General features: G+C 72.3%; 18 protein-coding genes. 14 read left to right on the top strand and 4 right to left on the bottom strand.

Translation table 11 applies throughout. The features are described 5' to 3' along the window. The first annotated feature begins 8 nt into the window (after nucleotides 1-8). From IEJ02_RS15895 to glgB, 5 genes are all read left to right on the top strand, one after another. Nucleotides 9-1,241 (top strand): S8 family peptidase, encoded by a 1,233-nt coding sequence (locus IEJ02_RS15895; RefSeq protein WP_191065484.1) that lies wholly within the window; start codon nucleotides 9-11, stop codon nucleotides 1,239-1,241. Nucleotides 1,242-1,520: 279 nt separating this feature from the next. Beyond that, on the top strand, nucleotides 1,521-3,515 hold the full coding sequence (locus IEJ02_RS15890; RefSeq protein WP_191065483.1) for an alpha-1,4-glucan--maltose-1-phosphate maltosyltransferase: 1,995 nt from the start codon (nucleotides 1,521-1,523) through the stop codon (nucleotides 3,513-3,515). Beyond that, entirely contained in the window at nucleotides 3,512-5,248 is a 1,737-nt protein-coding gene (treS, locus tag IEJ02_RS15885; RefSeq protein WP_191065482.1) for a maltose alpha-D-glucosyltransferase, read from the top strand. The genes IEJ02_RS15890 and treS overlap by 4 nt, the downstream gene beginning before the upstream one ends. Nucleotides 5,249-5,954: 706 nt before the next feature. Continuing rightward, the gene (locus IEJ02_RS15880; RefSeq protein WP_191065481.1) at nucleotides 5,955-7,499 is read left to right on the top strand and encodes a maltokinase N-terminal cap-like domain-containing protein; all 1,545 of its coding nucleotides are present in this window, start codon (nucleotides 5,955-5,957) and stop codon (nucleotides 7,497-7,499) included. Nucleotides 7,500-8,306: 807 nt separating this feature from the next. Then, entirely contained in the window at nucleotides 8,307-10,550 is a 2,244-nt protein-coding gene (gene glgB / locus IEJ02_RS15875; protein ID WP_370467059.1) for a 1,4-alpha-glucan branching enzyme, read from the top strand. A gap of 37 nt (nucleotides 10,551-10,587) precedes the next feature. Here the strand turns inward: glgB and IEJ02_RS15870 are convergent, their stop codons facing one another. Beyond that, nucleotides 10,588-13,716 carry an AfsR/SARP family transcriptional regulator gene (locus IEJ02_RS15870; RefSeq protein WP_191065480.1) on the bottom strand — a complete coding sequence of 1,043 codons (3,129 nt, stop codon included), beginning with the start codon at nucleotides 13,714-13,716 and terminating at the stop codon, nucleotides 10,588-10,590. Between the two features lie 254 nt (nucleotides 13,717-13,970). On the opposite strand from IEJ02_RS15870, the gene IEJ02_RS15865 reads away from it, so the two are divergent. Continuing rightward, complete coding sequence (locus IEJ02_RS15865) at nucleotides 13,971-14,165, top strand: hypothetical protein (protein ID WP_191065479.1); 195 nt, start codon at nucleotides 13,971-13,973, stop codon at nucleotides 14,163-14,165. A gap of 224 nt (nucleotides 14,166-14,389) precedes the next feature. Here IEJ02_RS15865 and IEJ02_RS15860 read toward each other — a convergent pair whose 3' ends face one another. Next, complete coding sequence (locus IEJ02_RS15860) at nucleotides 14,390-15,829, bottom strand: cation:dicarboxylate symporter family transporter (protein WP_191065478.1); 1,440 nt, start codon at nucleotides 15,827-15,829, stop codon at nucleotides 14,390-14,392. A gap of 163 nt (nucleotides 15,830-15,992) precedes the next feature. Here IEJ02_RS15860 and IEJ02_RS15855 point away from each other — a divergent pair, with 163 nt between their 5' ends. Both IEJ02_RS15855 and IEJ02_RS15850 read left to right on the top strand, forming a co-directional pair. Continuing rightward, on the top strand, nucleotides 15,993-17,615 hold the full coding sequence (locus tag IEJ02_RS15855; protein ID WP_191065477.1) for a sensor histidine kinase: 1,623 nt from the start codon (nucleotides 15,993-15,995) through the stop codon (nucleotides 17,613-17,615). A 382-nt stretch (nucleotides 17,616-17,997) separates the two neighbouring features. Continuing rightward, nucleotides 17,998-18,708, top strand: a complete 711-nt coding sequence (locus tag IEJ02_RS15850) for a response regulator (RefSeq protein ID WP_044569769.1) — start codon at nucleotides 17,998-18,000, stop codon at nucleotides 18,706-18,708. A 434-nt stretch (nucleotides 18,709-19,142) separates the two neighbouring features. Here IEJ02_RS15850 and IEJ02_RS15845 read toward each other — a convergent pair whose 3' ends face one another. Beyond that, nucleotides 19,143-19,733: a TetR family transcriptional regulator gene (locus tag IEJ02_RS15845; protein WP_191065476.1), complete on the bottom strand. Its 591-nt coding sequence runs from the start codon at nucleotides 19,731-19,733 to the stop codon at nucleotides 19,143-19,145. Between the two features lie 26 nt (nucleotides 19,734-19,759). Between IEJ02_RS15845 and IEJ02_RS15840 the strand changes: the two genes are divergently transcribed. The 6 genes from IEJ02_RS15840 to pip all read left to right on the top strand — a co-directional run bounded on the left by IEJ02_RS15840 (nucleotide 19,760) and on the right by pip (nucleotide 26,127). Then, nucleotides 19,760-20,740 carry an NADP-dependent oxidoreductase gene (locus IEJ02_RS15840; RefSeq protein WP_223863894.1) on the top strand — a complete coding sequence of 327 codons (981 nt, stop codon included), beginning with the start codon at nucleotides 19,760-19,762 and terminating at the stop codon, nucleotides 20,738-20,740. A 199-nt stretch (nucleotides 20,741-20,939) separates the two neighbouring features. Further along, on the top strand, nucleotides 20,940-21,950 hold the full coding sequence (locus tag IEJ02_RS15835) for a chitinase (RefSeq protein WP_191065475.1): 1,011 nt from the start codon (nucleotides 20,940-20,942) through the stop codon (nucleotides 21,948-21,950). Between the two features lie 136 nt (nucleotides 21,951-22,086). After that, the gene (locus IEJ02_RS15830) at nucleotides 22,087-23,463 is read left to right on the top strand and encodes an ABC transporter substrate-binding protein (RefSeq protein WP_191065474.1); all 1,377 of its coding nucleotides are present in this window, start codon (nucleotides 22,087-22,089) and stop codon (nucleotides 23,461-23,463) included. Between the two features lie 13 nt (nucleotides 23,464-23,476). Then, on the top strand, nucleotides 23,477-24,394 hold the full coding sequence (locus IEJ02_RS15825) for a carbohydrate ABC transporter permease (protein WP_020868341.1): 918 nt from the start codon (nucleotides 23,477-23,479) through the stop codon (nucleotides 24,392-24,394). A 243-nt stretch (nucleotides 24,395-24,637) separates the two neighbouring features. After that, nucleotides 24,638-25,030 carry a glycosyl hydrolase gene (locus tag IEJ02_RS15820; RefSeq protein WP_223863893.1) on the top strand — a complete coding sequence of 131 codons (393 nt, stop codon included), beginning with the start codon at nucleotides 24,638-24,640 and terminating at the stop codon, nucleotides 25,028-25,030. 131 nt (nucleotides 25,031-25,161) lie between these two features. After that, nucleotides 25,162-26,127, top strand: a complete 966-nt coding sequence (gene pip, locus IEJ02_RS15815) for a prolyl aminopeptidase (RefSeq protein ID WP_191065473.1) — start codon at nucleotides 25,162-25,164, stop codon at nucleotides 26,125-26,127. Between the two features lie 12 nt (nucleotides 26,128-26,139). On the opposite strand, the gene IEJ02_RS15810 is transcribed toward pip, so the two are convergent. Continuing rightward, on the bottom strand, nucleotides 26,140-26,904 hold the full coding sequence (locus IEJ02_RS15810; RefSeq protein ID WP_191065472.1) for an NAD(P)-binding domain-containing protein: 765 nt from the start codon (nucleotides 26,902-26,904) through the stop codon (nucleotides 26,140-26,142). Nucleotides 26,905-26,917 lie beyond the last annotated feature (13 nt).

The raw sequence follows: 26,917 nt of genomic DNA, 5'->3' as shown, positions 1-26,917 counted from the left end.
ATCGTTCCATGGCTTGTGCGTCTGCGGGCCCCCGGCGGAGGGTGGCGGCGCCGGCCGCCGTCGTCGCGGTGGTCCTGGTGGTCTTGTCGCCCGCTCAGACCGTTCCCGCCCAGGGGGTCCAGGCCACGGGCGGGGCGGGAACCGAAGGCTATATCGTCGCGCTGAAGCGGGGCCCGGAAGCGCCCGCGGCGGCGTCCGGGGCGGGCCGGGCGCTGATCGAGCGGTACGGGGCGCGGGTGCGCCGGGTCTACCGCACCGCGTTCAACGGCTATGCGGTACGGGCGAACGCGGCGCAGGCCGGGCGGCTGGCGGCCGATCCGCGCATCGCCTCGGTGACCCGGGACGAGCGGGTGTCGCTGCGCTGGTCCCGGGTGCGGTTACCGGCCCCGCACCGCGGCCGGGCGCGTCCGCCGTGGGGTCTTGACCGGATCGACCAGCCGGACCGGCGGCTGGACGGGGCGTACACCGCGCCCCGCGGCGGCGGGCGCGGCACCACGATCTATGTGATCGACTCCGGGGTGCGCACCTCCCATGAGGACTTCGGCGGCCGGGCCCGCTCCGGCTGGGACTTCGTGGACGACGATCCGGTGGCCGAGGACGGCAACGGCCATGGCACCCATGTGGCCGCCACGGCGGCGGGCACCCGCTACGGCGTGGCGAAGGAGGCCGCGGTCGTGGCCGTACGGGTGCTGGACGACCGGGGCGAGGGCACCATCGCGCAGGTGCTGGCCGGAATGGACTGGGTGCTGCGACACGCCAGGCGGCCCGCGGTGGTCAATCTGAGCCTGGGCTCGGCGGCCGCCACCCCGCTGCCCGAATGGGACGCGGCGGTGCGGGCGGGGATCGCCGCCGGTCTGGTCTTCACCGTGGCGGCGGGCAACCAGGACCGGCCCGCCGCCTCGTTCTCACCGGGCCGGGTGCCGGGGGCGCTCACGGTGGGCGCGACCGACCGCGCCGACCGGCGCTCGGGATTCTCCAACTGGGGCCCGGGAGTTGACCTGTTCGCGCCCGGGGACCGGATCGTCTCGGCGTCCAACGCGAGCGATACGGCGGCCAGGACGCTGTCGGGCACCTCGATGGCGGCCCCGCATGTCGCGGGCGCCGCCGCCCTGTACCTCGCCGGCCATCGCTTCGCGACTCCGGCCCAGGTCGGGGCGGCGCTGACGGCCGGTGCGAGCGAGGGCCGGGTGCGCGGCGCGGGCCCGGGTTCGCCGAACCGTCTGCTGCGGGTGGCCAACTGACGTAACGACAGAGCGCATCGGGTGGACGGCCCCGCCTACGGGCGGGGCCGATTCATGTACCCCGCGTTACGAACCGGTAGTTAACGGGAACCCGGATTGTCTCCCCGTTCCGCAGGGGAAGGCTTTCCACGCGCGCCCCCCATGGCCGACCCCATCCGCCCACCAGAGTGAACGCGGACAGGAGCTGTCATGCCCGCAACCCAACGCCCGGCGGCAAAACCGATACAAAGGACAAAAGCCGCTCCCGCGTCTCCATTCGCACTGCCGTCAGGTGATCCTATGATCGGTCGCATTCCCATTCTGGATATCCGCCCGCTGATCGACTGCGGCCGCCGCCCCGCCAAGGCGGTGGTGGACGAGACCTTCGAGGTCAGTGCCACCGTGTTCCGGGAAGGCCATGACGCGGTCAACGCCAATGTGGTCCTCCGAGATCCCTCCGGCCGCTCCGGCCCCTGGACCCCGATGCGTGAACTCGCCCCCGGCACCGACCGCTGGGGCGCCGAGGTCACCCCCGGCGCGCCCGGCCGCTGGACGTACACGGTCGAGGCGTGGAGCGACCCGATCGCCACCTGGCGCCACCACGCCCGTATCAAGATCCCGGCCGGGATCGACACCGATCTGGTCCTGGAAGAAGGGGCCCGGCTGCACGAGCGGGCCGCGGCCGGAGTGCCCAAGAACGACGGCCGGGAGGCGGTGCTGGCGGCCGTCGACGGGCTGCGCGACGAGCGCCGCCCGGTGGCCGACCGGCTCGCCGCCGCCCTCGCGCCGGATGTGACCGCGGCCCTCGACCGCCACCCGCTGCGGGAGTTGGTCACCTCCTCGCGCCCCATGCCGCTCCAGGTGGACCGGGAGCGTGCGCTGTTCGGCTCCTGGTACGAGCTCTTCCCGCGCTCGGAGGGCGCCAAGGTGACCGAGGGCCGGCGGCCGGTCAGCGGCACCCTGCGCACCGCCGCCGAGCGGCTGCCCGCGATCGCCGCCGCGGGCTTCGACGTGGTCTATCTGCCGCCGATCCACCCCATCGGCACCGCCTTCCGCAAGGGCCCCAACAACACGCTCTCCGCGGGCCCCTTCGACGTGGGCTCGCCCTGGGCCATCGGCTCGGCCGACGGCGGCCATGACGCGATCCACCCCGACCTCGGCACCTTCGAGGACTTCGACCACTTCGTGGCGCGCGCCCGGGAGCTGCGCATGGAGGTGGCGCTGGACTTCGCGCTCCAGTGCTCCCCGGACCACCCCTGGGTCTCCCAGCACCCCGAGTGGTTCCACCAGCGCGCCGACGGCACCATCGCGTACGCAGAGAACCCGCCCAAGAAGTACCAGGACATCTTTCCCGTAGCCTTCGACCGGGACTTCCACGGCCTGGTCCGGGAGACCGAGCGGGTGCTGCGCTTGTGGATGGCGCACGGGGTGCGGATCTTCCGGGTGGACAATCCGCACACCAAGCCGGTGGTCTTCTGGGAGAAGGTGCTCGGCGACATCCACCGCTCCGACCCCGACGTCCTCTTCCTCTCCGAGGCGTTCACCCGCCCGGCGATGCTGAACGCCCTCGGCGCGGTCGGCTTCCACCAGTCGTACACCTACTTCACCTGGCGGAACACCAAGCAGGAGCTCACCGACTACCTCACCGAGCTGTCCGGGGACGCTGCCGCCTGGATGCGGCCCAACTTCTTCGTCAACACCCCCGACATCCTGCACGCCTACCTCCAGGAGGGCGGCCGCCCCGCCTTCGCGGTGCGGGCCGTGCTCGCCGCCACCCTCTCCCCCGCCTGGGGCGTCTACGCGGGCTACGAGCTGTGCGAGAACACCCCGCTGCGGCAGGGCAGCGAGGAGTACCTGGACTCGGAGAAGTACCAGCTGCGGCCGCGCGACTGGGCGGCGGCCGAGCGCGAGGGAAGAACGATCACCCCGCTGCTCGCCCGGCTGAACCGGGTGCGCCGCCGCCATCCCGCGCTGCGGCGGCTGCGCAACCTCAGATTCCACCACGCCGACAACGATTCCGTCATCGTCTACTCCAAGCGCGCGGGCGACTCGTGTGTGGTCACGGTCGTCAACCTCGACCCTCACCACACCCAGGAGGCGACGGTCTCGTTGAACATGCCGGAACTCGGCCTCGAGTGGCATGAGTCCGTCCCGGTGCGCGACGAGCTCACCGGCGAGACCTATCACTGGGGCAGGGACAACTATGTGCGCCTGGAGCCGGGGCGGGATATGGCTCCGGCGCATGTGCTGTCCCTGCGACCGTCCTCACCGATCGGAGGGTCACCCACAACATGATCGTCAACGAGCCCGTACCGGACACCTTCGAGGACACGCCCGCGGGCGACCGCGATCCCGACTGGTTCAAGCGCGCGGTCTTCTACGAGGTCCTGGTCCGCTCCTTCCAGGACAGCAACGGCGACGGCGTCGGCGACCTCAAGGGCCTGACGGCCAAGCTGGACTATCTGCAGTGGCTGGGCGTGGACTGCCTGTGGCTGCCGCCGTTCTTCGCCTCACCGCTGCGCGACGGCGGCTACGACGTCTCGGACTACACCGCCGTGCTGCCGGAGTTCGGGGACCTCGCGGACTTCGTGGAGTTCGTCGACGCCGCTCATCAGCGCGGGATGCGCGTGATCATTGACTTTGTCATGAACCACACGAGTGATCAGCATCCGTGGTTCCAGGAGTCCCGCAGCGACCCGGACGGACCGTACGGCGACTACTACGTCTGGGCCGACGACGACAAGCAGTACCAGGACGCGCGGATCATCTTCGTCGACACCGAGACGTCCAACTGGACCTTTGATCCGGTACGCAAGCAGTACTACTGGCACCGCTTCTTCTCGCACCAGCCGGACCTCAACTTCGAGAACCCCGCCGTCCAGGAGGAGGTACTGGCCGCCCTGCGCTTCTGGCTGGACCTGGGCATCGACGGATTCCGGCTCGACGCCGTCCCGTATCTGTATGCCGAGGAGGGCACCGACTGCGAGAACCTGCCCCGGACGCATGAGATGCTCAAGCGCGTCCGGGCCGAGATCGACGCCCACTATCCGGACACCGTGCTGCTGGCCGAGGCCAATCAGTGGCCGGAGGACGTCGTCGACTACTTCGGCGACTTCTCGGCGGGCGGCGACGAATGCCATATGGCCTTCCACTTCCCGGTGATGCCGCGCATCTTCATGGCGGTGCGGCGCGAGTCCCGCTACCCGGTCTCGGAGATCCTCGCCAAGACCCCCGCCATCCCCTCCGGCTGCCAGTGGGGCATCTTCCTGCGCAACCACGACGAGCTGACGCTGGAGATGGTCACCGACGAAGAGCGCGACTACATGTACGCGGAGTACGCCAAGGACCCGAGAATGCGGGCCAACATCGGGATCCGCAGACGACTGGCGCCCCTGCTGGACAACGACCGCAACCAGATCGAGCTGTTCACCGCGCTGCTGCTGTCCCTGCCCGGCTCGCCGATCCTCTACTACGGCGACGAGATCGGCATGGGCGACAACATCTGGCTAGGCGACCGCGACGCCGTGCGCACCCCCATGCAGTGGACCCCCGACCGGAACGCGGGCTTCTCCTCCTGCGATCCGGGGCGGCTGTTCCTGCCGACCATCATGGACCCGGTCTACGGCTATCAGGTCACCAACGTCGAGGCGGCCATGAGCAGCCCGTCCTCGCTGCTGCACTGGACCCGCCGGATGATCGAGATCCGTAAGCAGAACCCCGCCTTCGGGCTCGGCTCCTTCACCGAGCTGCCGTCCTCCAACCCGGCCGTCCTCGCCTTCCTGCGTGAGGCCCCGAGGACCCGGGACGGCGAGGACGACCTGGTGTTGTGCGTGAACAACTTCTCGCGCTTCGCCCAGCCCACCGAGCTGGACCTGCAGTCCTTCGCCGGCCGCCATCCGGTCGAACTGATCGGCGGGGTCCGCTTCCCGGCCATCGGCGAGCTGCCGTATCTGCTCACGCTGGCCGGGCACGGCTTCTACTGGTTCCGGCTGCGACGCGGCGAACCGGCGGGACATTGGGCCGAGTGAAGTCGGCTACGGAGTGTCCGGCGAGCCACGCGTCCGGGTCCGCATGTGCTTTCCCCTCCCCGCCCCTTCCCTCAACTGGGGCTCCGCCCCAGACCCCGCTCCTCAAGCGCCGGAGGGGCTGATTTCAGCCCGTCCAGGGGGCACCTCCCAGCGGTAGCTGGGGGAGATTGAGGAGGCGGGGTCTGGGGCGGAGCCCCCACGCGACGGAGCCCCATATCGATGCCGCGGAAAGGCGCGAAGCCCCGACCCGGGGCCTGGGCGGATGCCCCGGCGCGGGGCCTGGGACCGAAGGCCCGGCCCAAGGTCTGGGGCCGCGAAGCCCTGGCCCGGGGCCAGGGCCGGGGCCGACGGCCCGGCACGGGGTCTGGGGCGGATGCCCCAGTTTCGGGAAGGGGCGGGGAGGGGCGGCATCGATATGCGGCTCCGCCGCGTGGCCCGCCGCAGGCGCCAAAGCCGCCCTGTGGTTTTGGCCGGGCACGGCCTTCGCCCGTCCGTACGCGTCCATCTCGGCCGCGTACGGGCGTTTTCGACCCCCCGTCATGGGCACTCTGTACTCACATCGTCACCGGCGGACCCGATCGCGTTCACCGGGCTCGCCGTACGGACGATCCTCGCCCGACACGTCCCGCACCGTCGCACAGTCAATGCCGCAATCCGGGACACTTTGCCCTGATCTGTCGTGTGCCCGGGGAAAGGACGCGACGCCATGCCGGAAGCTCCGCTCTCCCGGGGGGCACACCACCCGCCGACCGCCGTACCGCGGGACCAGCCCCCACCGACCACCGCTCGCACCGCCGCGGCCGCGGGCCCGCCCGGGCTGCTCACCTCACTCGCGCCGCTGCTCGCCGAGTGGCTGCCCCGGCAGCGCTGGTTCGCGGGCAAGGGCCGCCCCGTCACCGGCTTCGCGCTGGTCTCCGCGACCGAGCTGCTGCCGTGGCGGGCGAGCGGCGGCACGCCCGGGCTGCTCCATCTGCTGGTCCGCGCCCAGCAGCCGGAGCCGCCCGGCCACCGGCACGGCTTCGGCTGCGGCCACCGGCGCGGGGCGGCGGCCAGCGACTGCTACCAGCTCCTGCTCGGAGCGCGCCCCGCCCTGCCGCCGCCGCTCGCCCCCGCGCTCATCGGCCGGCCCAGCGGCGGGCCGCTGGACGGGCAGACGGTGTACGAGGCGCTGGCCGACCCCCGGCTCACCACGCTGCTGCTGGAGCGGCTGCGGATGCCCGGGCGGCTCGGCCCGCTGCGCTTCGTACGGGAGCCGTCCAGCGCGATCCCGTCCGCGCTCGCGCCCCGGGTGATGACCGCCGAGCAGTCCAACTCCTCGGTGGTGTACGGCGATACGTTTATTCTCAAGCTCTTCCGTCGGGTCAGCCCCGGCACCAACCCCGACCTCGAACTCCCCCTCGCGCTCGCCCGCACCGGCTGCACCCGGGTGCCCGCGCCCGCCGCCTGGTTCGAGGCCGAGCCCCCGGCCGAGGGCGCCGGGCCACGGCCGGAGCCGTTCACCCTGGGGGTGCTCCAGCCCTACCTGGCCGGTTCCCGGGACGGCTGGCAGCTCGCGCTGGACGCCCTGGCCGCCGACGGCGACTTCACCGGCGCCGCCCGCGCGCTGGGGCACGCGACCGCCGAGGTCCATCTGGCGATGGCCCGCGCACTGCCCACCTCCGTGCTGCGCCGCCCGCAGATCGAGCACCTGGCCGCCGCGATGAGCGAACGGCTCGACTCGGCCGCCGCCGCGGTGCCCGCCCTCCAGCCGTACCGCACCGCGCTGCACGGCGCGTACGAGGACCTGGCCGCGCTGGGGCGCGCGGGCCGCACCTGGGCGGCCCAGCGCATCCACGGCGATCTGCACCTGGGGCAGGCGCTGCTGACCGGGGACGGCGGGGACGGGGACGGCGGCGGAGGCGGGCGGTGGTCGCTCATCGACTTCGAGGGCGAGCCGTCCCGTCCACTGGCCGAGCGGCGCCGCCCGCAGCCGCCGGTGCGCGACATCGCGGGCATGCTGCGGTCCTTCGACTACGCGGCGGCCGTGGGACGCCATGAGCACCCGCAGGAGTGGGCGTGCCGCACCCGCGCCGCGTACTGCGCGGGCTACGCGGAGGCGTCCGGCGGCGATCCGCGCGACGAGCCGGAGCTGCTGCGCGCCCACGAGACCGACAAGGCCGTCTACGAGGTGCTGTACGAGGCCCGGCACCGCCCCGACTGGCTCTCCGTCCCGATGACCGCGATCCACCGCCTGGCCGCCACCCGCGCCTGATCCGGGGGCCGGGGTCGGCAACGGGCCGTGGCCCGGAGCCGGTCCGGGCCCGGACCGGCTCCCCCGGACCGCGGCCCCACCGCCCCCGCCCGTTCCCCGCTTCCCCGACTCCCGCTTCCGGCCGCCCCGTCCGACCCCCGACACCTCCGACACCTCCGGGAGGACCACCCCGTGACCGCACGACCGCCGTCCGGCCAGTACCCGTCCGACGAGGGACCGGGCCACGCGCCCGCCGCCACCGGCGCCACGACCGGCTCGGCGGTCCCGGCCACGTTCCTCCCCGGCCGCACCCGCCCGCGGCCCGAGGCCGCCGCCACCCGCCCGGGCTCCGAGCCCCCGGCGCACCCCGAGCGGGAGTCGGCCGAGCCCGCCCGTCGGGCCGGGAGCGCGGACCGCCCTGCGCCACCCCCGCCCCCCGACGCGGCCGCCACAGCGGCGGACCCGGCCAGGCGGCCAGAGGCGGCCGTCGGCCGCAGCGGTCCGGGCCGGGAGGCCCCCGCCCACCGCGACACCCCAGGGCAGGAAGCGCCCACCCACCGCGACACCCCAGGGCTGGAGGCCCCCGCCCACCGCGGCAGCTCGGGGCAAGAGGCGCCTGCCGACAGCCCCCGCACCGGCCGCGAGGAGCGGGTGTCCTACGGCTCGCCGCCCGTCCCCCGGGCGCCGCGCGCGGGCGAGGAGCGGCGCGAGGAGGACGGCGGCGCGGCCGGGCCGTCGCGGGTGGCCGGGCGGCCCGTGGTCGGAGACAGCGGGCGGCCCGTGGCCGGAGACAGCGGGCAGCTCGTGGCCGGAGACAACGGGCGGCCCGTGGCCGGGGATGGTGCGGGCCCCGACGACGTGGTGGAGGACGAGCGGGGGGTGCGGCCCGCGCCCGCGCTGGGGGACGAGGACCGGCGGCGGCTGCTGGCCGGGGCGCACCACGATCCGCACGCGCTGCTCGGCGCCCACCCCGTGCGCGGCGGGGTGCTGTTCCGCGCCCTGCGCCCGTACGCCCGGTCGGTGACCGTCGCCGCCGCCGGGCTGCGCGCGCGGCTGCGGGCCGAGGGGGACGGGCTGTTCTCCGGGGTGCTGCCGCTGCGGGAGATCCCGGACTACCGGCTGCTGGTGGCGTACGAGGACGCCGAGCTGGAGCTGCACGACCCGTACCGCTTCCTGCCCGCCCTCGGCGAACTCGATCTGCACCTCATCGGCGAGGGCCGCCACGAGGAGCTGTGGCGGGCGCTCGGCGCGCGGCCGATGACCCACCAGGGCGTGTCCGGCACCCGCTTCACCGTATGGGCGCCCAATGCCCTCGGAGTGCGGCTGACCGGCGACTTCACCTACTGGGACGGCACCGCGCTGCCGATGCGCTCGCTCGGCGGCAGCGGCGTGTGGGAGCTGTTCCTGCCGGGCGTCGGCGAGGGCGCGCTCTACAAGTTCGAGATCGCCAGGCCCGACGGCGGCCACTCCCTGCGCGCCGACCCGATGGCGCGGCGCACCGAGTGCCCGCCCGCCACCGCGTCCGTCGTCCACGCCTCGCACCACGACTGGGGCGATGACGCGTGGATGGCGCAGCGAAGGGGCGGGCGCGTCCATGAGCTGCCGTTCTCCGTCTACGAGGTGCACCTGCCGTCCTGGCGGCCCGGGCTGACCTACCGGCAGCTCGCCGAGCAGCTCCCGGCGTACGTCAAGGACCTGGGCTTCACCCACGTCGAGCTGATGCCGGTGGCCGAGCACCCCTTCGGCGGCTCCTGGGGCTACCAGGTGACCGGCTTCTACGCGCCCACGGCCCGGCTCGGCACCCCCGACGACTTCAAGTACCTGGTGGACGCGTTGCACCGGGCGGGTATCGGGGTCATCGTGGACTGGGTGCCCGCGCACTTCCCCAAGGACGCCTGGGCGCTGGCGGAGTTCGACGGCCGTCCGCTGTACGAGCCCGCCGATCCACTGCGGGCCGCGCATCCGGACTGGGGCACGCTGGAGTTCGACTACGGGCGCGCGGAGGTGCGCAACTTCCTGGTGGCGAACGCGGTCTACTGGTGCGAGGAGTTCCACATCGACGGGCTGCGCGTGGACGCCGTCGCCTCCATGCTCTACCTCGACTACTCCCGCGAGCCCGGCCAGTGGACGCCCAACGCGCACGGCGGCCGGGAGAACCTGGACGCGGTCGCCTTCCTCCAGGAGATGAACGCGACCGTCTACCGCCGCTGCCCGGGCGTGGTCACCATCGCCGAGGAGTCGACCGCGTGGGACGGGGTCACCCGGGCCACCCACCATGTGGGCCCCAGTGGCTTCGGAGGCCTCGGCTTCGGGCTGAAGTGGAACATGGGGTGGATGCACGACTCGCTGGCCTATCTCGCGCACGAGCCGGTGCACCGCGCCTACCACCACCACGAGATGACGTTCTCGATGGTGTACGCGTACAGCGAGAACTACGTGCTGCCGATCTCGCACGACGAGGTGGTGCACGGCAAGCGGGCGCTGGTGTCGAAGATGCCCGGCGACTGGTGGCAGCAGCGCGCCACCCACCGCGCCTACCTCGGCTTCATGTGGGCCCACCCGGGCAAGCAGCTGCTGTTCATGGGCCAGGAGTTCGCGCAGGGCGCCGAGTGGTCGGAGGCGCACGGTCCGGACTGGTGGCTGCTGGACCCGTCGTACTCCGCCGAGCCCGACCACCGGGGCGTCCGCGATCTGGTCCGCGACCTCAACCGGACGTACACGGCCACGCCCGCGCTGTGGCAGCGGGACACCGACCCCGAGGGCTTCTCCTGGATCGAGGGCGATGCCCGCGAGGACAACGTCTTCGCCTTCCTCCGCTTCGACGCCGAGGGCTCGCCGCTGCTGGCCATCAGCAACTTCGCGCCGGTGGTCCGTCATGAGTACCGCGTCGGGACGCCGGAGGCGGTGCCGGTGTGGCGCGAGGTGCTGAACACCGACGACCGGGCTTACGGCGGCAGTGGCGTGGTCAACGCCGAGCCGCTGAAGGCCGAGCCCACGGGGTGGCACGGCCGTCCGGCCTCCATCCTGCCGGTGCTGCCGCCGCTGGGAACGATCTGGCTGCGGCCCGCCTGAGCCGTACGTACGCACAGGTGCACGGCCTTACGCCCCGTCAGCCGTCGGGACCGCCCAGCCCGGTGAGGCCGTCCCGGACCCGGTGGGCGTCGGGGTGGCCGAGGGAGTCGAACCGGGTCAGGGCCCGCTGCCAGCTGCGGCGGGCCCCGGCCCGGTCCCCGGCGGCGAGCTGGGCGCTGCCGAGCCGGTGCAGGGACTCCGCCTCCCGGACCCGCTCGCCCCGGCCGCGCCGCAGGTCCACCGCGTGCCGGTAGCAGCTGATGGCCTGCTCGTGGTCGCCGACGTGGCTGTGGGCGTAGCCGAGGCTGTCCCAGGCCGCGGACTCCCCGCGCCTGTCCCCCGCCTGCCGCAGCATGGTCAGCGCCTTCTCGCAGTGGACGAGGGTCTGCTGGAAGTCGCCCAGCATGGCGTACGCCCAGCCGACGTTGTTCAGGGCGTACGCCTCGCCGCTGCGGTGGCCCGCCGCCCGGTACAGCTTCAGGGCGCGCAGCGCGTGGTGCAGCCCCTCGTCATGGCGCCCCTCGCGCTCGCTGGCGAGGTTGAGCGCGCCATGGGCCAGGGCCTGGCCGATGGCGTTGTCGGTCTCGCGGTGCAGGTTCAGGGCGCGCACCAGATGGCCGCGGGCCCGGTCGTAGCGCCCCATCCGCAGATCGGCGAGGCCCAGGGCGTAGCAGGAGTGGGCCTGACCGGTGAGGTCGCGGATGCGGTGGGCCGAGCCCAGGGCGATCCGGTGCACGGTGCGCTGGTCGTGCCAGTGGCCGCGCTGGTCCAGGAACTCGGTCAGCGACCAGGCCAGTTGCCAGGCGTGGGTCTCGAATCCGGCCTCCGCGGCCTCCTGCAGGGCCGCCATCAGCGCCGGGTAGGTGACGATGAACCAGAGCAGCGCCTCGCCGTGCCCCGCGAACTCGCCGACGCTGACGCCGGGCCGGACCGGCTCGACCGCGATCGGCTCCCGGTGCGGGGTGAAGGCCGCCCCGGCGGCCACGGCGGTGTGCAGATAGTGGTCGAGCATCCGGTGCAGCGCGGTGCGGCGCTCCTCCCGCTCGTCGTACGCCTGGGTGAGCTCCATGGCGTAGGCGCGCAGCAGATCGTGGAAGCCGTACTGACCGGGGGCGCGCTCGGTGATCAGATGCGCCCGGGTCAGCTGGATCAGCAGCCGGCGGGCCTGCGGCACCGGGATCCCCACCAGGCTGGCGGCCGCGGGGGCCGCGATGTCGGGGCCCGGGTGGACGCCCAGCAGCCGGAACAGCCGGGCGGCGTCGGCGCCCAGGGTGTGGTACGACCAGGAGAACACGGCCCGGACGTCGGTGGTGGCGTCCCCGCCCTCGAACGCGTCGAGGCTGCCGCGGGCGTCGCGCAGCTCCCCGGCCAGCGCCTCCAGGCCGAAGCGGGGGTGGGTGGCGGCGCGGGCGGCCACGATGGCGAGCGCGAGCGGCAGCCCGGCGCACACCGTGATGACCTCCTCCACGGCCTCGGGTTCGGCGGCCACCCGCTCGGCGCCCACCCGGCTGATCAGCAGGTCGCGGGCCTCGTCGCGGTCGAGCAGATCCAGCGGCAGCGGCTGGGCCTGCTCGGCGACGACCAGGCCGGTGAGCTCGTTACGGCTGGTCAGCACCACGAGGCAGCCGGGGGAACCGGGCAGCAGGGGTCGCACCTGCTCGGCGTCCCGGGCGTTGTCGAGCAGGATCAGCATCCGGCGGTCGGCCACCAGGCTCCGGTACAGCGCGGTCTGCGCCTCCAGGGTCGCGGGGATCCGGTGGGCGGGCACCTGGAAGGCGTCCAGGAAGCCCCGTACGGCCTCGGCGGCGGTCATGGCCGAGTCGGTGGGGCCGAAGCCGCGCAGATTCACATAGAGCTGGCCGTCGGGGAACCGGTCGCGGACGCGGTGCGCCCAGTGCACGGCGAGGGTCGTCTTGCCGAGGCCGCCGCTGCCCGCGATCACGGTGATCCTGGCGGCCGTGGGCGCCCGTCCCCGGCCCTCGCCGTCGCCCCCGCCCTCGCCCGTGCCCGCGCCCGTGCCTGCGGGCAGCAGGGCGTCCAGTCCGGCCAGTTCGCGCTCGCGGCCGGTGAAGTGGGCGACGTCGGAGGGGAGTTGCTGCGGTACGGCGGTGACGACGGTGATCGGCTCGGGGGCGGTGGCGGCCGCCATGCCCGAGGGCTCGGCGGCGGGTTCGGTGGCGGGCTCGGTGGTGGGCTCGGGGGCCTCGGCGGCGGGCGGGACGCCCTCCGGGGCGGGGGCGGGCGCGGGTGCCGCGTCGGGCGGCGACGGCGCCGGCGTCGGCGCCGCGGGAGCGCTCCCGTACGCGCCGGACGGCCCGGAGGGATCCCCGGACCGGCCGTCCTGACTGGCTCGGCCGTCCCGGCCGTCCCGGCTGTCCTGGCTGTCCTGGCTGTCCTCGAGCGCCTGACGGTGGAGCCGTTGCAGTTCGTCGCCGGGCTCGATGCCCAGCTCCTCCACGTACCTCCGGCGGGTGGAGCGGAACAGCGCGAGGGCGTCGGCCCGCCTGCCACAGCGCCGCAGCGCCTCCATCAGCAGCGCCACCGAACGTTCCCGCAAGGGATGTTCGGCCACCAGGACGGACAGCTCCGCGGCGGCCTCGTGGTGGCGTCCGGAGCGCAGATCGATCGCGGCGCACTCCTCGACCGCCGCCCGCCGCTCCTCCTCAAGACCGGCGCCCAGGGTCTCGGGCAGCCAGCCGCCCGCGACATCCGCCAGCGCGGGCCCGCGCCACAGATGGAGCGCGGCGCGCAGCAGCTCACCGGCCCGGTCCTCGGCGGCCACGGCGGCCTCGGGCTCCCCGGTGGCCCCGGCGTCCTTGGGAGCCTCCCGCGCGGCCCGCACCAGATCGCGGAACCGGTGCAGATCGACCTGCTCACGCGCGACGGTCAGGGAATAGCCCTTCGCCGATGTCGTCAACTCGGCCCCGGGCAGGGCGGACAGGATCCGCCGCAGCTTGGAAATCTGCACCTGTACGGCGTTTCGCGCGGATCCCGGCGGGTCCTCGCCCCATACTGCCAACACCAGCCTGTCGACGGACACCACGCGGCCGGAGGCCATCAGCAGCATCGCCAGAACGGACCGCTGTTGTGCGGCGGTCGGCCCCAGCAGACGCTCGCCCTGCCATATTCCGACCGGTCCCAACAGGCGAAACTCGGTCCCGTCCACACACTGCCCCCGTTGGTACCAGAGATTTCACTGTGACCACGTGGAAGCCTACCCACGGGTTCGGGTCAGCGAGGCATCAGCGGGATATCAGCGGCTCGTAGCACCCTACGAGTGTTCGAGGGTCCCACGGGCACCAGAAGCTCTCCCCGGTCACCGCCGTCGGCGGCGGCCGGACCGGAACTCTCCGGTCTCCGGGCCCTCTTCCGACGATGAACGGGGGACGGTATGGCAGTGAGGTGCCGGGGAGGCGGCTCATGACCACCGCAGGAGGAACACGGAGCACACCACGGATCGGCGAGCTCGTCTACGACCTCGAACGCGGGGCCATGGGCCGGGTCGCCTACGTCGACACCGGCGGGAACATCGCCTGGGTCAAACCCCTGCGCGAGGGCCCCGAGTGGACGGCCCTCCCGGAACAACTGCGCCGCGCGCCGGACGGCGAGCGGTAGGAGGTGTCCGGCGGTACGCGTACGCCTGCGGCGGGCCATGCGGCTCCGAGGGCCGGCCCAGGGCCGCCAAGGGCCGTTCGCGGCTGGGCCCCATGCCGGCGTCTCGCGTCTTCCAACGGGGGGAAGACGCGGGGCGCCATTCGTCGTGCGACGGTCCAGTCCCGTGAGACGCGCAACGGCCCTGCCCCGATTCAGGAGGGCAGGGCCGCGTTGCGCGCGGGGTGTCAGGCGGGCACGTGCTCCTTCGCCGTGTCACCGTCACGCCGCTCGGGGAGGGACTTGCCCTCGGCCGTCTCGGAGTCGTCCGCGGCCGGGCCGTGGCCGCCACCGCTCCGCGCGAAGCCCTCCGCGTCGAACGGCAGCCGTCCGGCGAGGACTTCGTTCATCCGCTCCTTGTCGATCTCCTTGGTCCAGGTGCCGACCAGGACGGTCGCGACCGCGTTGCCCGCGAAGTTGGTGAGGGCGCGGGCCTCGCTCATGAAGCGGTCGATGCCGACGATCAGGCCGACGCCGTCGACCAGTTCGGGCCGGTGCGACTGCAGACCGCCCGCCAGCGTCGCCATGCCCGCGCCGGTCACACCGGCGGCGCCCTTCGACGCGACGACCATGAAGACGAGGAGGGATATCTGCTGGCCTATGGAGAGCGGGTCGCCCATGGCCTCGGCGATGAACAGCGAGGCCATCGTCAGGTAGATGGCGGTGCCGTCCAGGTTGAAGGAGTAGCCGGTGGGGACGGTGATGCCGGCGACCGGCCGGCTGACGCCCGCGTGCTCCATCTTCGCGATCAGCAGCGGCAGCGCCGACTCGGAGGACGACGTCGACAGGATCAGCAGGAACTCCCGCCCCAGGTACTTCAGCAGCAGGAAGATGTTGATGCCCGCGACCAGCCGCAGAATCGTTCCGAGAACGAGGAACACGAACAGCGCACAGGTCACGTAGAAGCCGACCATGATGACCGCGAGCGCCTTGAGCGCGTCCAGACCGGTCTCGCCGACCACGGCGGCGATCGCGCCGAAGGCGCCGACCGGGGCGGCCCACATGACCATCGACAGCAGCTTGAAGACGAGCTGCTGTATGTGGCCTATGCCGCGCAGCACCGGCTCGCCCGCCTTGCCCATCGCCTGGAGGGCGAAGCCCGCGAGGAGGGCCACGAACAGGGTCTGCAGCACCTCGCCCTCGGTGAAGGCGGAGACCAGCGTCTTCGGGATGATCCCGAGCAGGAAGTCCGCCGTCGACTCGGAGGCGCCCTCGGCCTGGCTCTGCCCGGCCTGGGCCGCCTCATGGCTCATGTGCAGGCCGCTGCCGGGCTCGAGGAAGTTGCCGACGAGCAGGCCGATGGCGAGGGCCACGGTCGACATCACCATGAAGTAGCCGAGCGCCAGACCGCCGACCGCCCCGACCTTGGCCGCCTTGCGCACCGAGCCGACGCCGAGCACGATCGTGCAGAAGATGATCGGCGAGATCAGCATCTTGATGAGGTTGACGAAGCCTTCGCCGATGGGCTTGAGCTCCACCGCCGTATCGGGGGCCACGAAGCCCACGAGGATGCCGAGCGCCACCGCGCCGATGACGGCGAGGTAGAGGTAGTGAATCCTTTCCTTCTTCGGCTTCGTCCCATCCGGTTCCGTACGCCCGGATGCGGGCGGCGTGGTGTCCGCAGCCACGGTGCTGCCTCCTTCTGTTCTGCCGTCCAACTGTCCCGGCGCTGTACTGTGTGCGGCTCGCACACCGCCTTGAACGGTCCCGGCGACTATGCCCCAGCCTGTGACGGGGGTCACCCTTCCGTTCATTTCGTTCACACAAAGATGCGTGTGCAGACTGATGGCCATGCGCATCCCCCACCCCCGGAGCCTGGCGGGCCAGCTGTTCGCCATGCAGGTCGTACTGGTCGCCGCCCTGGTGGCCGGATGCGCCGTCTTCGCCTACGTCACCGACCGCGAGCAGGCGGTGGTGGCCGCGCGACAGCGGGCGACCGCCGCCGCGGCGTCCGTCGCCGACTCGCCGTCGGTCGCCGAGGCCGCGCGGTCGAAGGACCCCACGGCCCGGCTCCAGCCGTACGCGGAGAAGGTGCGCCGGGACACCGGCGTCACCTTCGTCACGATCATGGATACCCACGGTGTGCGCTGGGCGCACCCCGATCCGCGCCAGATCGGCGCCACCTATCTCGGCCACATCAAGCCCGCGCTGCGCGGGCGGATCTTCGCCGAGACCTACACCGGCACGCTCGGCTCCTCCGTGCGGGTCGTGGCCCCCGTGCGCGACACCCGCGCCGGCGGCCGGATCACCGCCCTGGTCAGCGCGGGCATCACGGTGGACACCATCAGCGCCCAGGTGCGCCGCCAGCTGCTCGCGCTGCTGGGCGTGGCGGCCGCCGCGCTCGCGGTCGGCGGCCTGTGCGCGTATGTGATCAACGCCCGGCTGCGCCGCCATACGCACGGGATGAACGCGGCCGAGCTGAGCCGGATGCACGACTACCACCAGGCCGCGCTGCACGCCGTGCGCGAGGGGCTGCTGATGCTCGACGGCCAGCGGCGGATCGCGCTGATCAACGACGGCGGGCGGGAGCTGCTCGGCCTGCCCGAGGACTCCGTCGGCCGCTACGTCTCCGAGCTGGGCCTGCCGCCCGCGCTGACCGGCGCCCTGCTGGCCGCCGAGCCGCGCGTGGACGAGCTGCACCTGACCGCGGAACGGGTCGTGGTCGTCAACACCTCGCCGGTGAGCAGCGGTGAGCAGCGCGGCACGGTCGTCACGCTGCGCGACCACACCGAGCTGCAGGCGCTCTCGGGCGAGCTGGATTCGGTGCGGGGCTTCGCGGAGGCGCTGCGCTCCCAGGCCCATGAGGCCGCGAATCGGCTGCATGCCGTCGTCTCGCTGATCGAACTGGGCCGGGAGGACGAGGCGGTCGACTTCGCCACCGCCGAGCTTGAGCTGGCCCAGGCGCTGACCGACCAGGTCGTGGCGGCCGTCGCCGAGCCCGTCCTGGCCGCCCTGCTGCTGGGCAAGGCGGCCCAGGCCAGTGAGCGCGGCGTCGAGCTCGTCCTGGCCCCCGACAGCCGCATCGACGACGGCGTCCTCCCGCCCGGCCTGCCCGCCCGCGACCTGGTGACCATCCTCGGCAACCTCATCGACAACGCCACGGACGCGGCCGCCGAGGGCGTCGGCAACGAGTCGGCCCCGCGCAGCGCCCGCGTCACGGTCACCGCCCGCACGGACGACGGCGAGCTGACCCTGCGCGTCGCGGACACCGGCGCCGGGCTCGACCCGGCGGCGGCCGAGGAGATCTTCCGCCGCGGCTGGAGCACGAAGTCCCCCGGCCGCGGCCTCGGCCTGGCCCTGGTCCAGCAGGCCGCCCGCCGCAACGCGGGCACGGTCGAGGTCACCACCTCCCCGGACGGCGGCGCCGAATTCACCGCCCGCCTCCCCCTGACGACTCCGGCCACCACGCCGTGAGCCCCGCGTCGGGCGGGGCCGCCCCGACGTGACCACCCGGCGGCAGCCGGGGCACTGCCGGGCACGCGACGGCAGCCGGTACGGTGCGCGTCGCCCGGCTCCCCGGGACGGGCCGCCGCCGACCACCCCGTGCGGGGATTGCGGCCCGCCCGAGTCGGCCCAAGGCGCCGGACGACCCGGACGGGTCGCCATCCCGCCCCGCCGCCGGGCGGCCATATTCGGCCGCACCCGGCGAGGGGTCGAGGGGCGGCACCCCCGGGACGCAGGCCGTAGGGGAATCGTCACCGTAGGGATCTGGCCACTTGCGGTTACCCTCCGTAAATTGGAGGCCTGAGCTTCTGCGCGCACCGCATGTCGACCGCGTTTCGAGAGGAATCCGTTCATGAGCCCGCCGCAGGCGAGACCGGGGGATCCGGCGCCGATCCGGGTTCTCGTCGTCGAAGACGACCCCGTCGCGGCGGACGCGCACCGGATGTACGTCGAGCGCGTTCCCGGCTTCGCCGTCGTCGGGGCGGCGCGCAGTGGCGGGGACGCGCAGCGGCTGCTGGAGCGGACGCCCGCCGACCTCCTCCTGCTGGACCTCTACCTCCCCGACGGGCACGGCCTCCAGCTCGTACGGGCGCTGCGCGCCGCCGGGAACGGGGCGGATGTGATCGCGGTCACCTCGGCCCGGGACCTCGCGGTGGTCCGGGACGGGGTCTCCCTCGGGGTCGTGCAGTACGTGCTGAAACCGTTCACCTTCTCCACCCTCCGGGACCGCCTCCTCCGGTACGCCGAGTTCCGCGCGACCGCGGGCGAGGCCAGCGGGCAGGACGAGGTGGACCGGGCGCTGGCCGCGCTGCGGGCGCCGCAGCCCGCCGCGATGCCGAAGGGGCTGACCCAGGCCACCCTGCACGCGGTCACGGAGGCGCTGCGCGGCGCGGCGGAGGAGGGCATCTCGGCCGCGGCGACCGCCGAGACCGTGGGGATCTCCCGGATCACCGCCCGCCGCTATCTGGAGCACCTGGTGGAGGCCGGGCGGGCCGCCCGCGCCCCGCACTACGGCCAGATCGGACGGCCCGAGCTGCTGTACCGCTGGCTCAGCGAGCACTAGGGGTATCCGGCGCGGATCGTGCCGCCCGCGGCGGGCTGTTCCCCTCCCCGCCCCTTCCCGAACCGGGGCCCCGCCCCAGACCCCCCGGGTCCCCGGGGGGGAAGCCCCGCCACGCGGCTGGAGCCGCACATCGATGCCGTGGGAAGGGGCGGGGAGGGGGAAACACCCGCCGGCCCCGCCGCCCCAGCGTGCGTCACCCAGGCTGACCACCCGCCCGCCAGACCCCGTCGCCCTGGCGCGCCAACACGCCAGGGGGTGCCCGGGGCCCCGCCCCAGACCCCGGGCCCCAGGGGCGAAGCCCCGCCACGCGGCTGGAGCCGCACATCGATGCCGCGGGAACGGGCGGGGAGGGGCAGCATCAATACGCGGCTCCGCCGCGTGGTCCGCCGGACGGCCCACAGGCGCGTCGCGGGCCACCCGCGCCCAGGCCCGGCTCAGCCGGCGCTCGTCGCGTCGACCATCCCCAGCGTCAGCGCGCGGTCGAGCTCCGCCGCCGCGTCCGCCATGCAGCCCTCGAACGTCATGTCCGTCCCTGGGGCGATCCACTGCGCGAAGGCCTGCTCGTACACCGTCTGCGCGAGCCGCACCAGATACGCCGCCTGCCGCTCCGGGATGCCCCGCTGCGCCAGGAGCGATGTGAGCAGATCGTGGAGCGTCGCCATCTTGAGGACTTCCCGCTCGCGCAGCTCGGGGTTGGCCGCGATGACGCTCTGCCGCTGGTGCGCGACGGCCCGGTCCTTCGGGAAGAGCCGTCCGGAGCTGGTGAGCGCGGCGATGAGCACCTGCCAGGGCGGGGTGTCGGCGGGGGCCTCCTCCACCTCCTGCCGCAGGTGCGCGACCAGCCTTTCCGTTCCGCCGAAGAGCGCTTCCCGCTTGTCCGGGAAGTACCGGAAGAACGAGCGCTTCATCAGCCCGGCCCGCTCCGCGATGTCCGCGACGGTCGTGCCGTCGTAGCCACGCTCGGCGAACAGTTCAAGAGCTGCCGTCTCCAGGCGCAGCTGCGCATCCGGCTCCCATCGAGGCATGCCCTCAGGGTATCCATACCCTCCTGATGACACTTGGTGTTATCGTGGCGATCGCGAACGACGACACCAAGTGTTATCAGGAGGCCATGATGAGAGCTGTCCAGATCGACACGTTCGGCGGCCCGGAGGTGCTCCGCTTCGTGGAGACCGACGCCCCCGCCCCCGGACCCGGACAGATCCAGGTCGAGGTGCGCGCATGCGGCACCAACCCCGCCGACTGGGTCGTGCGCGAGGGCGCCCTCGGCGGGCAGCTGCCCCAGGGGACCGGCTTCGAGATAGCGGGGGTCGTGTCGGCGCTCGGCGAGGGCGTCGAGGGCACCGCCGTCGGGGACCGGGTCTTCGGGAACCTGTTCTTCGGCGGCACCACCTCCGGCGCGGCCGAGTTCGCCGTGCTCGCGCACTGGGGCGCCATCCCGGACGGGATGTCGTTCGAGCAGGCGGCGGCGATCCCGATGGTGGCCGAGACCGCGGTCCGCGTTCTGGATGAAGTGGGCGTGGCCGAGGGGCACACCGTGTTCCTCAACGGCGGAAGCGGCGCCGTCGGGCAACTCGCCACCCAGATCGCCGTACGCCGCGGGGCCCGCGTCATCGTGACGTCCGGCGAGGCGAAGGAAGCCCTCATGCGCGAGCTCGGGGCGGAGGTCACGCGCTACGGCGAGGGCCTTGAGGAGCGCGTACGCGCCCTCGCCCCGCAGGGTGTCGACCGCGTCGTGGACATGGGCCGGGGCGGCGTGCTCCCCACGCTGATCGCGCTCGCCGGGGACCCCTCCCGCCTGGTGACGATCAGCGACTTCGAGCACGCCGCCGAGTTCGGGGTCCGGGCGAGCGGCCGCGAGGGCACCGACTTCCGCCTGGACGCTCCCCAGACGGTGGCCGACGCCATCGCCGCCGGAACCCTGAGCCTTCCGGTGTGGCGCGTCGAGCCCTGGGAGAAGATCGCCGAGGTCCAGGAGGACATCAAGTCCGGTACGGCGAAGGGGAAGACGGTCCTCCGCGTCAGCGCCTAGCCGCGTAGGCCCGGGGGCGCGTAGGTCCGGGGGCGTGTAGGCCCGGGGGCGCGTGACCGCATGAATGCGTAGGTGCCCCACCGCATCGGTACGCGAATAGGAAAGTTTCCTATCCGACATCTTGTCGCGGCCATGTCGCCTCGCTAGGTTCGGCCTCGCTCGACTTCCTCCCACCCCCCACCAGGAGGCTCCATCAGCCATGCCTCTTTCCAAGCCGACGCACCGCAGACTCGCCCTCGCCGCCACCATCGGCCTGCTCGCCGCGGGCGCCACCACGGCGGCCACCGCCCAGGCGGCGCCGCGGGCGGCGCACACCGCCGCCGCTCCCAGCGGGCTCAACGGCCCCTACCTCTACCTGGGTTGGGGCTCCCCGCCCAAGGCCACGGACGTCATGTCGGCCACCGGCATCCAGCAGTTCACGATGGCCTTCATGCTGTCCGACGGCGGTTGCAACCCCAAGTGGGACGGCTCCCGCGCGCTCACCGGCGGCAACGACCAGTCGACGATCAACTCCATCCGCTCGGCGGGCGGCGATGTCACCGTCTCCTTCGGCGGCTGGAGCGGTAACAAGCTGGGCGAGAAGTGCTCCTCCGCCTCCGCGCTCGCCGGCGCGTACCAGAAGGTCATCGACGCGTACAAGCTCAAGTCGATCGACATCGACATCGAGTCGACCGAGTTCGAGAACGCGACGGTCCGCCAGCGCGTGATCGACGCGCTCAAGACGGTCAAGCAGAAGAACAGCGGCATCAAGGTGTACGTCACCTTCGGCACCACCACGTCCGGTCCCGACTCCAATGGAAAGGACCTGGTCAAGCGCGGCGCCACCGCCGGGCTCGACGTGGACGGCTGGACGGTCATGCCGTTCGACTTCGGCCAGGGCTCGATCGACATGGCGGGGGCCACCAAGTCCGCGGTGGACGGCCTGAAGAACACCGTGGCGAGCGCGTACGGCCTCTCCTCCGATGCCGCCTACCGCAAGGTCGGCTTCTCCTCGATGAACGGCAAGACCGACGTCGCGGGCGAGACGATATCCCTGAACAACTTCAAGGACATGGTCTCCTACGCCAAGAGCCACCACCTGGCCCGCGTCAGCTTCTGGTCGCTCAACCGCGACCGCAAGTGCGGCTCCGGCACGGACGGGGACGCGTGCAGCGGTATCAACCAGGGCACGTACGACTTCACCAAGGCGCTCGCGGGCTACAACGGCTGACACCGCGCTGAGCCCCATCCGCCCGCCGCGCGGCGTTCGATCAAGTGACCATCCCGGTCACGGGGATTGACCTTCCGTTGAAGCCGACCTTACGGTCAGCCCGCAGCCCACAGAGGCCAGCAAGGAGGTCGTGCCCGTGCGCCCCACCGCCCCACTGATCCTCGCCGCCACCCTCGCCGCCACCGCCGGACTCACATCCTGCGGTGGCGGTTCGGGCAGCGACCCGGACACCGTCAAGGTCGCCTACAACCGCTCCACCGACAACAAGATCCGCTTCAAGGACAACCATCTCGCCGAGGTCAAGAAGCAGTTCGAGAAGGCCAACCCCGGCAAGAAGGTCAAGCTGATCCCGATCCAGGCGCAGGACAACGACTACGCCACCAAGGTCCAGCAGATGATGCGGTCCCCGAAGACCGCCCCGGACCTGGTCTACGAGGACACCTTCCGGATCAACTCCGACATCAAGGCGGGCTATCTGCGCCCCCTCGACGACTATCTGGCCAAGTGGAAGACCTGGGACCAGTTCGTCGACACCGCGAAGTCGGCGGCCAAGGCCGAGGACGGCAAGACGTACGGCGTGCCGGACGGCACCGACACCCGGGGCCTGTGGTTCAACAAGGAGATCTTCGCCAAGGCCGGGCTGCCCGCCGACTGGTCCCCCAAGAACTGGAACGAGATCCTCGAGGCGGCGCGCACGATCAAGAAGAAGGTCCCCGGCATCACCCCGCTCAACGTCTACACCGGCAAGGCCCCGGGCGAGACCTCCGTGATGCAGGGCTTCGAGATGCTGCTGTACGGCACGGGCCAGGCGGGCGGGAACCCGCTCTACGACCCCGGCGCCAAGAAGTGGGTCACCGGCGGCAAGGGGTTCAGCGACGCCCTCGGCTTCCTCAAGACCGTCTACTCCGAGAAGCTGGGCCCGGACATCTCCGACGCCCTCGACCCCAACGTCGGCACCACCGTCTTCAGCGAATGGCTCCCCGAGGGCAAGCTGGCCATCGCCCTCGACGGCTCCTGGCTCGGCCAGAACTGGCTGAAGACCGGCGGCAAGCCCTGGCCCGAGTGGTCCAAGACCCTCGGCCAGGCCCCGATGCCCACGCAGCACGGCCAGGCGCCGGGCAAGGTCAGCATGTCCGGCGGCTGGACGTGGGCGATCACCGCGAAGTCCAAGAACCCCGATCTGGCCTGGAAGTTCATCGAGCAGCTCCAGACCAAGGACAACGCGGTCACCTGGGACATCGTCGACGCGCAGATCGCGGTCCGCAAGGACGTCGCGCAGGACCCGAAGTACACCTCGTCCATGCCCGGGATCACCTTCTTCACGGGCCTGGTGAAGTACACCCACTACCGCCCCACCACCCCCGTCTATCCGCAGGTGTCCACGGCGATCGGCGAGGCGATGGAGGCGGCGACCACGGGTGACGCCTCACCGGAGAAGGCCGCGAAGTCCTACGACGACCAGCTGAAGTCCATCGCCGACGGCGCCACGGTGGCGGCGGGCGGCCAGGGCTGAGGGCCGCCCCCCGATGGCAACCGCGACCAAGGTGGCGGCGGCCCCGACGGAGACCCCGGCCCGGCCGGGCCCCCGTCGCGGCCGCCCCCTGCGCTGGCTTCCGCTCGCCCCCGCCACCGTGATGCTGCTGCTCTTCCTCGGTGGCCCGATCGCCTACTGCGTCTATATCGCCTTCACCAATATGCAGCTCACGGGGGCGTCCTCCACGGACTTCGTGGGCCTGGACAACTTCCAGCGCGCCTTCGGGGACGACGACTTCCGCAACGCCGTCGTCCTCACCCTCGTCTTCACCCTGCTCTCCTCCCTCGTCGGCCAGAACACCCTCGGCCTGGCCCTGGCCGCCCTGATGCAGCGCGCCTCCCGGCCGGTGCGCACGCTGACCGGCTCGATCGTCATCGCGGCCTGGGTCGTCCCCGAGATCGTGGCGGGCTTCCTGCTGTATGCGTTCTTCCGCCGCGAGGGCACGCTCAACGCCCTGCTGGACTGGCTGGGCCTGCCGTCCCAGAACTGGCTCTACACCCTGCCCATCCTCGCCGTCTCCTTCGCCAACGTCTGGCGCGGCACCGCCTTCTCGATGCTCGTCTACTCGGCCGCGCTCTCGGAGATCCCCAAGGAGATCACCGAGGCGGCGGAGGTCGACGGAGCCGGCGGCCTCGGCCGCTTCTGGCACATCACCCTGCCGATGATCCGCCGTTCCATCGGCACCAATCTGATGCTGAACACCCTGCAGACGCTGTCGGTGTTCGGCCTCATCTGGGCGATGACCCGAGGCGGCCCGGGAAACCGCAGCCAGACACTCCCGGTCTTCATGTACGACCAGGCGTTCAACAAGTCCCTCATCGGCTACGGCACGGCGGTGGCCCTGCTGTTGCTGCTGGTGGGCGCGGTGTTCTCGGTGGTGTACCTACGGCTGATGCGCGAGGAGGTCTGAACCCCACCCTGAACCCGGCCGGGGTGGGCCCGGCCGGGGTGGGCCCGGCCGGGGTGGGCCCGGCCGGGGTGGGCCCGGCCGGGGTGGGCCCGGCCGGGGTAACGGCCCCGTCCGGGGCCTGCGTCACACCGGCTACTTCAGGCCATATCCCGCCACACCGGGCGGGACCGGTCCCAACCGGCTTGCGATATACCCCAGAACGTCGCTGAACGAGCGATTCACGCAACCGGAAGGACACCAGACATGGGTATGCGCAACGCCCTCCTCGGGACCATCGCCGCGGCAGGGCTCACCGGAGCCATGCTCACCGCGGTCACCGCGACTCCGGCTCAGGCCGCCGAAGGCTGCAACACCAACAACGCCCGGACGGTCGCGTCCGCCTCGACCCACTCGCGCGGCATCGAGCTGCGGTACAACGGGACATGCGCCTGGGGCAGGATCTTCGGCTCCCCGGGTGACCTGGTGTGGGTGGACCGCAGCTACGACGGCGGCCGAACCTGGAACCAGCTCAGCGTCACCAAGATCAACACCGGTGGCAGCAACCATACCGACGCGTTCAACAACAAGGGCAACCTCATGCGGGCCTGCGGCAAGGCCAGCAATTATCCGGATGTCGCCTGCACCATCTGGTGGTGACCCGGACCCCTCTCCCCGGCCCGTGGTGTCTCTTCCGCAGCCACCACGGGCCTCTACACATGAGGTGTCGTCGTGTCAGTCGGCCGCTAGTCTCGCGAGGTTGTTGTTCGCGCCTTCAGGAGGAGACCGCCATGGCCGAGCCGTTCCCGCCCGTCGAACCGTACGCGCACGGCCTCCTCGAGGTCGGCGACGGAAACCGGATCTACTGGGAGACCAGCGGGAACACCCAGGGGAAGGCGGCCCTGTGCGTGCACGGCGGCCCCGGCAGCGGAGGACACCGCGGCGTTCGCGGGATGTTCGATCCCGAGGTCTTCCGGATCGTCCTGTTCGACCAGCGTGGCTGCGGTGAAAGCCTGCCGCACGCCTCCGACCCGTCCGTCAGCCTCGATCACAACACCACCGACCACCTCATCGCCGACATGGAGCGACTGCGCGAGCACCTGGGCATCGACCGCTGGCTCCTCTACGGCGGCTCCTGGGGCTCGACGCTGATCCTCGCCTACGCCGAGCGCCACCCCGAGCGGGTCTCCGAGATCGTCATCGCGGGCGTCACCATGACCCGGCCGGAGGAGACCCACTGGCTCTACCACGGTGTCGGACGCCTGCTGCCCGGCGCCTGGGAGGCGTTCCGCGACGCGGTGCCGGAGGCGGAACGGGACGGCGATCTCGTCGCGTCCTACGACCGGCTGGTGAACAGTCCGGACGAGGCGGTCAGGGTCGAGGCGGCGCGGGCCTGGTGCGCGTGGGAGGACGCCGTCATCGCCCACGAGGCACTGGGTCATCCGGGCTACTACAGCGACAAGCCCGACGACGCGCTGATGGCCTTCGTCCGGATCTGCACCCACTACTTCTCCCATGACGCATGGCTCGAGGACGGACAACTCCTCCGCGACGCGCACCGGCTGGCCGGTATCCCCGCAGTGCTGATCCACGGGCGACTCGACCTGGGCAGCCCGCTGAAGAGCGCGTGGGAGCTGGCCAAGGCCTGGCCGGACGCGGAGCTGAAGGTGATCGACGACTCGGGACACACGGGCAGTCCCACGCTGCGGGCCACGGCCCTGGACGCGATCGCACGGTTCGGCGAGAAGGGCCGCTGACTGGCTCCCCGGCTACCGCAGATCGGCGAGGAGGTCGTCGAGGGCCTTCTCGAGGGCTTCGGAGTTGGCCGGGTCGAACCAGGTGGTGCGGATGCGTTCGTTGCTTCCGTTCGGGGTCTCGTGGTCGGCCGCGAGTTGGTGCAGAGAGCGGGTCCCGTCGCTCAGGGCGCGGGCGACGCCCTGGAAGAGGTCGCGGACGTAACGGTCGGCGGTGTCGGAGGCGATGCCCTGGCCGGTGGCCCACGAGGTGAGCGTGGCGAGATAGGCGTAGTGGGCGGTCAGCGTCCCCGTCAGCGTGGAGAGGACGTTGAAGGCGGTCTCCTCGGCGACGGGGAGCGCCCCACCCATCCGCTCGAAGAAGGAGTTCACCTCCGGGTGCGAGGGATACGTCACCGTGATGGAGCGGCGTTCGCGTATGGCGGGCAGGGGGATGGCCCGGATCAGCGGAGCGTCGGTGGCGAGTGTTCGGCGCAGTTCGTCGTTGCCCACGCCGGCCATCACGTTGACCACGACCTTGTCATCATCCACCGTCAACCCGGCCAGAGCGGCGTGCCGGTCCTGGCGGCGTACGGCAATGATCACCAGCTCGGAGCGGTCCACCACCTCCTGGTTGTCGGCGCATACCCGTACGCCCTCGTAGCGCCCGGACAGTTCGGCGGCGGTGTGGGCTCCCCGAGGGGAGAGGAACACCTCCGGCGACTCACCGCCCCCCTGACGCAGGCCCATCACGATGGCCCGGCCGATCTCGCCCACTCCGATGATGCCGACGCGCTTCACTGTGTCTGCCTCC

It is taken from the genome of Streptomyces sp. 5-10, assembly GCF_014712245.1.
Taxonomy (GTDB): Bacteria; Actinomycetota; Actinomycetes; order Streptomycetales; family Streptomycetaceae; genus Streptomyces; species Streptomyces violaceusniger.
The sequence above is the reverse complement of the archived record's forward strand: the minus strand, read 5'-3'. Positions and strand labels throughout refer to the sequence as shown.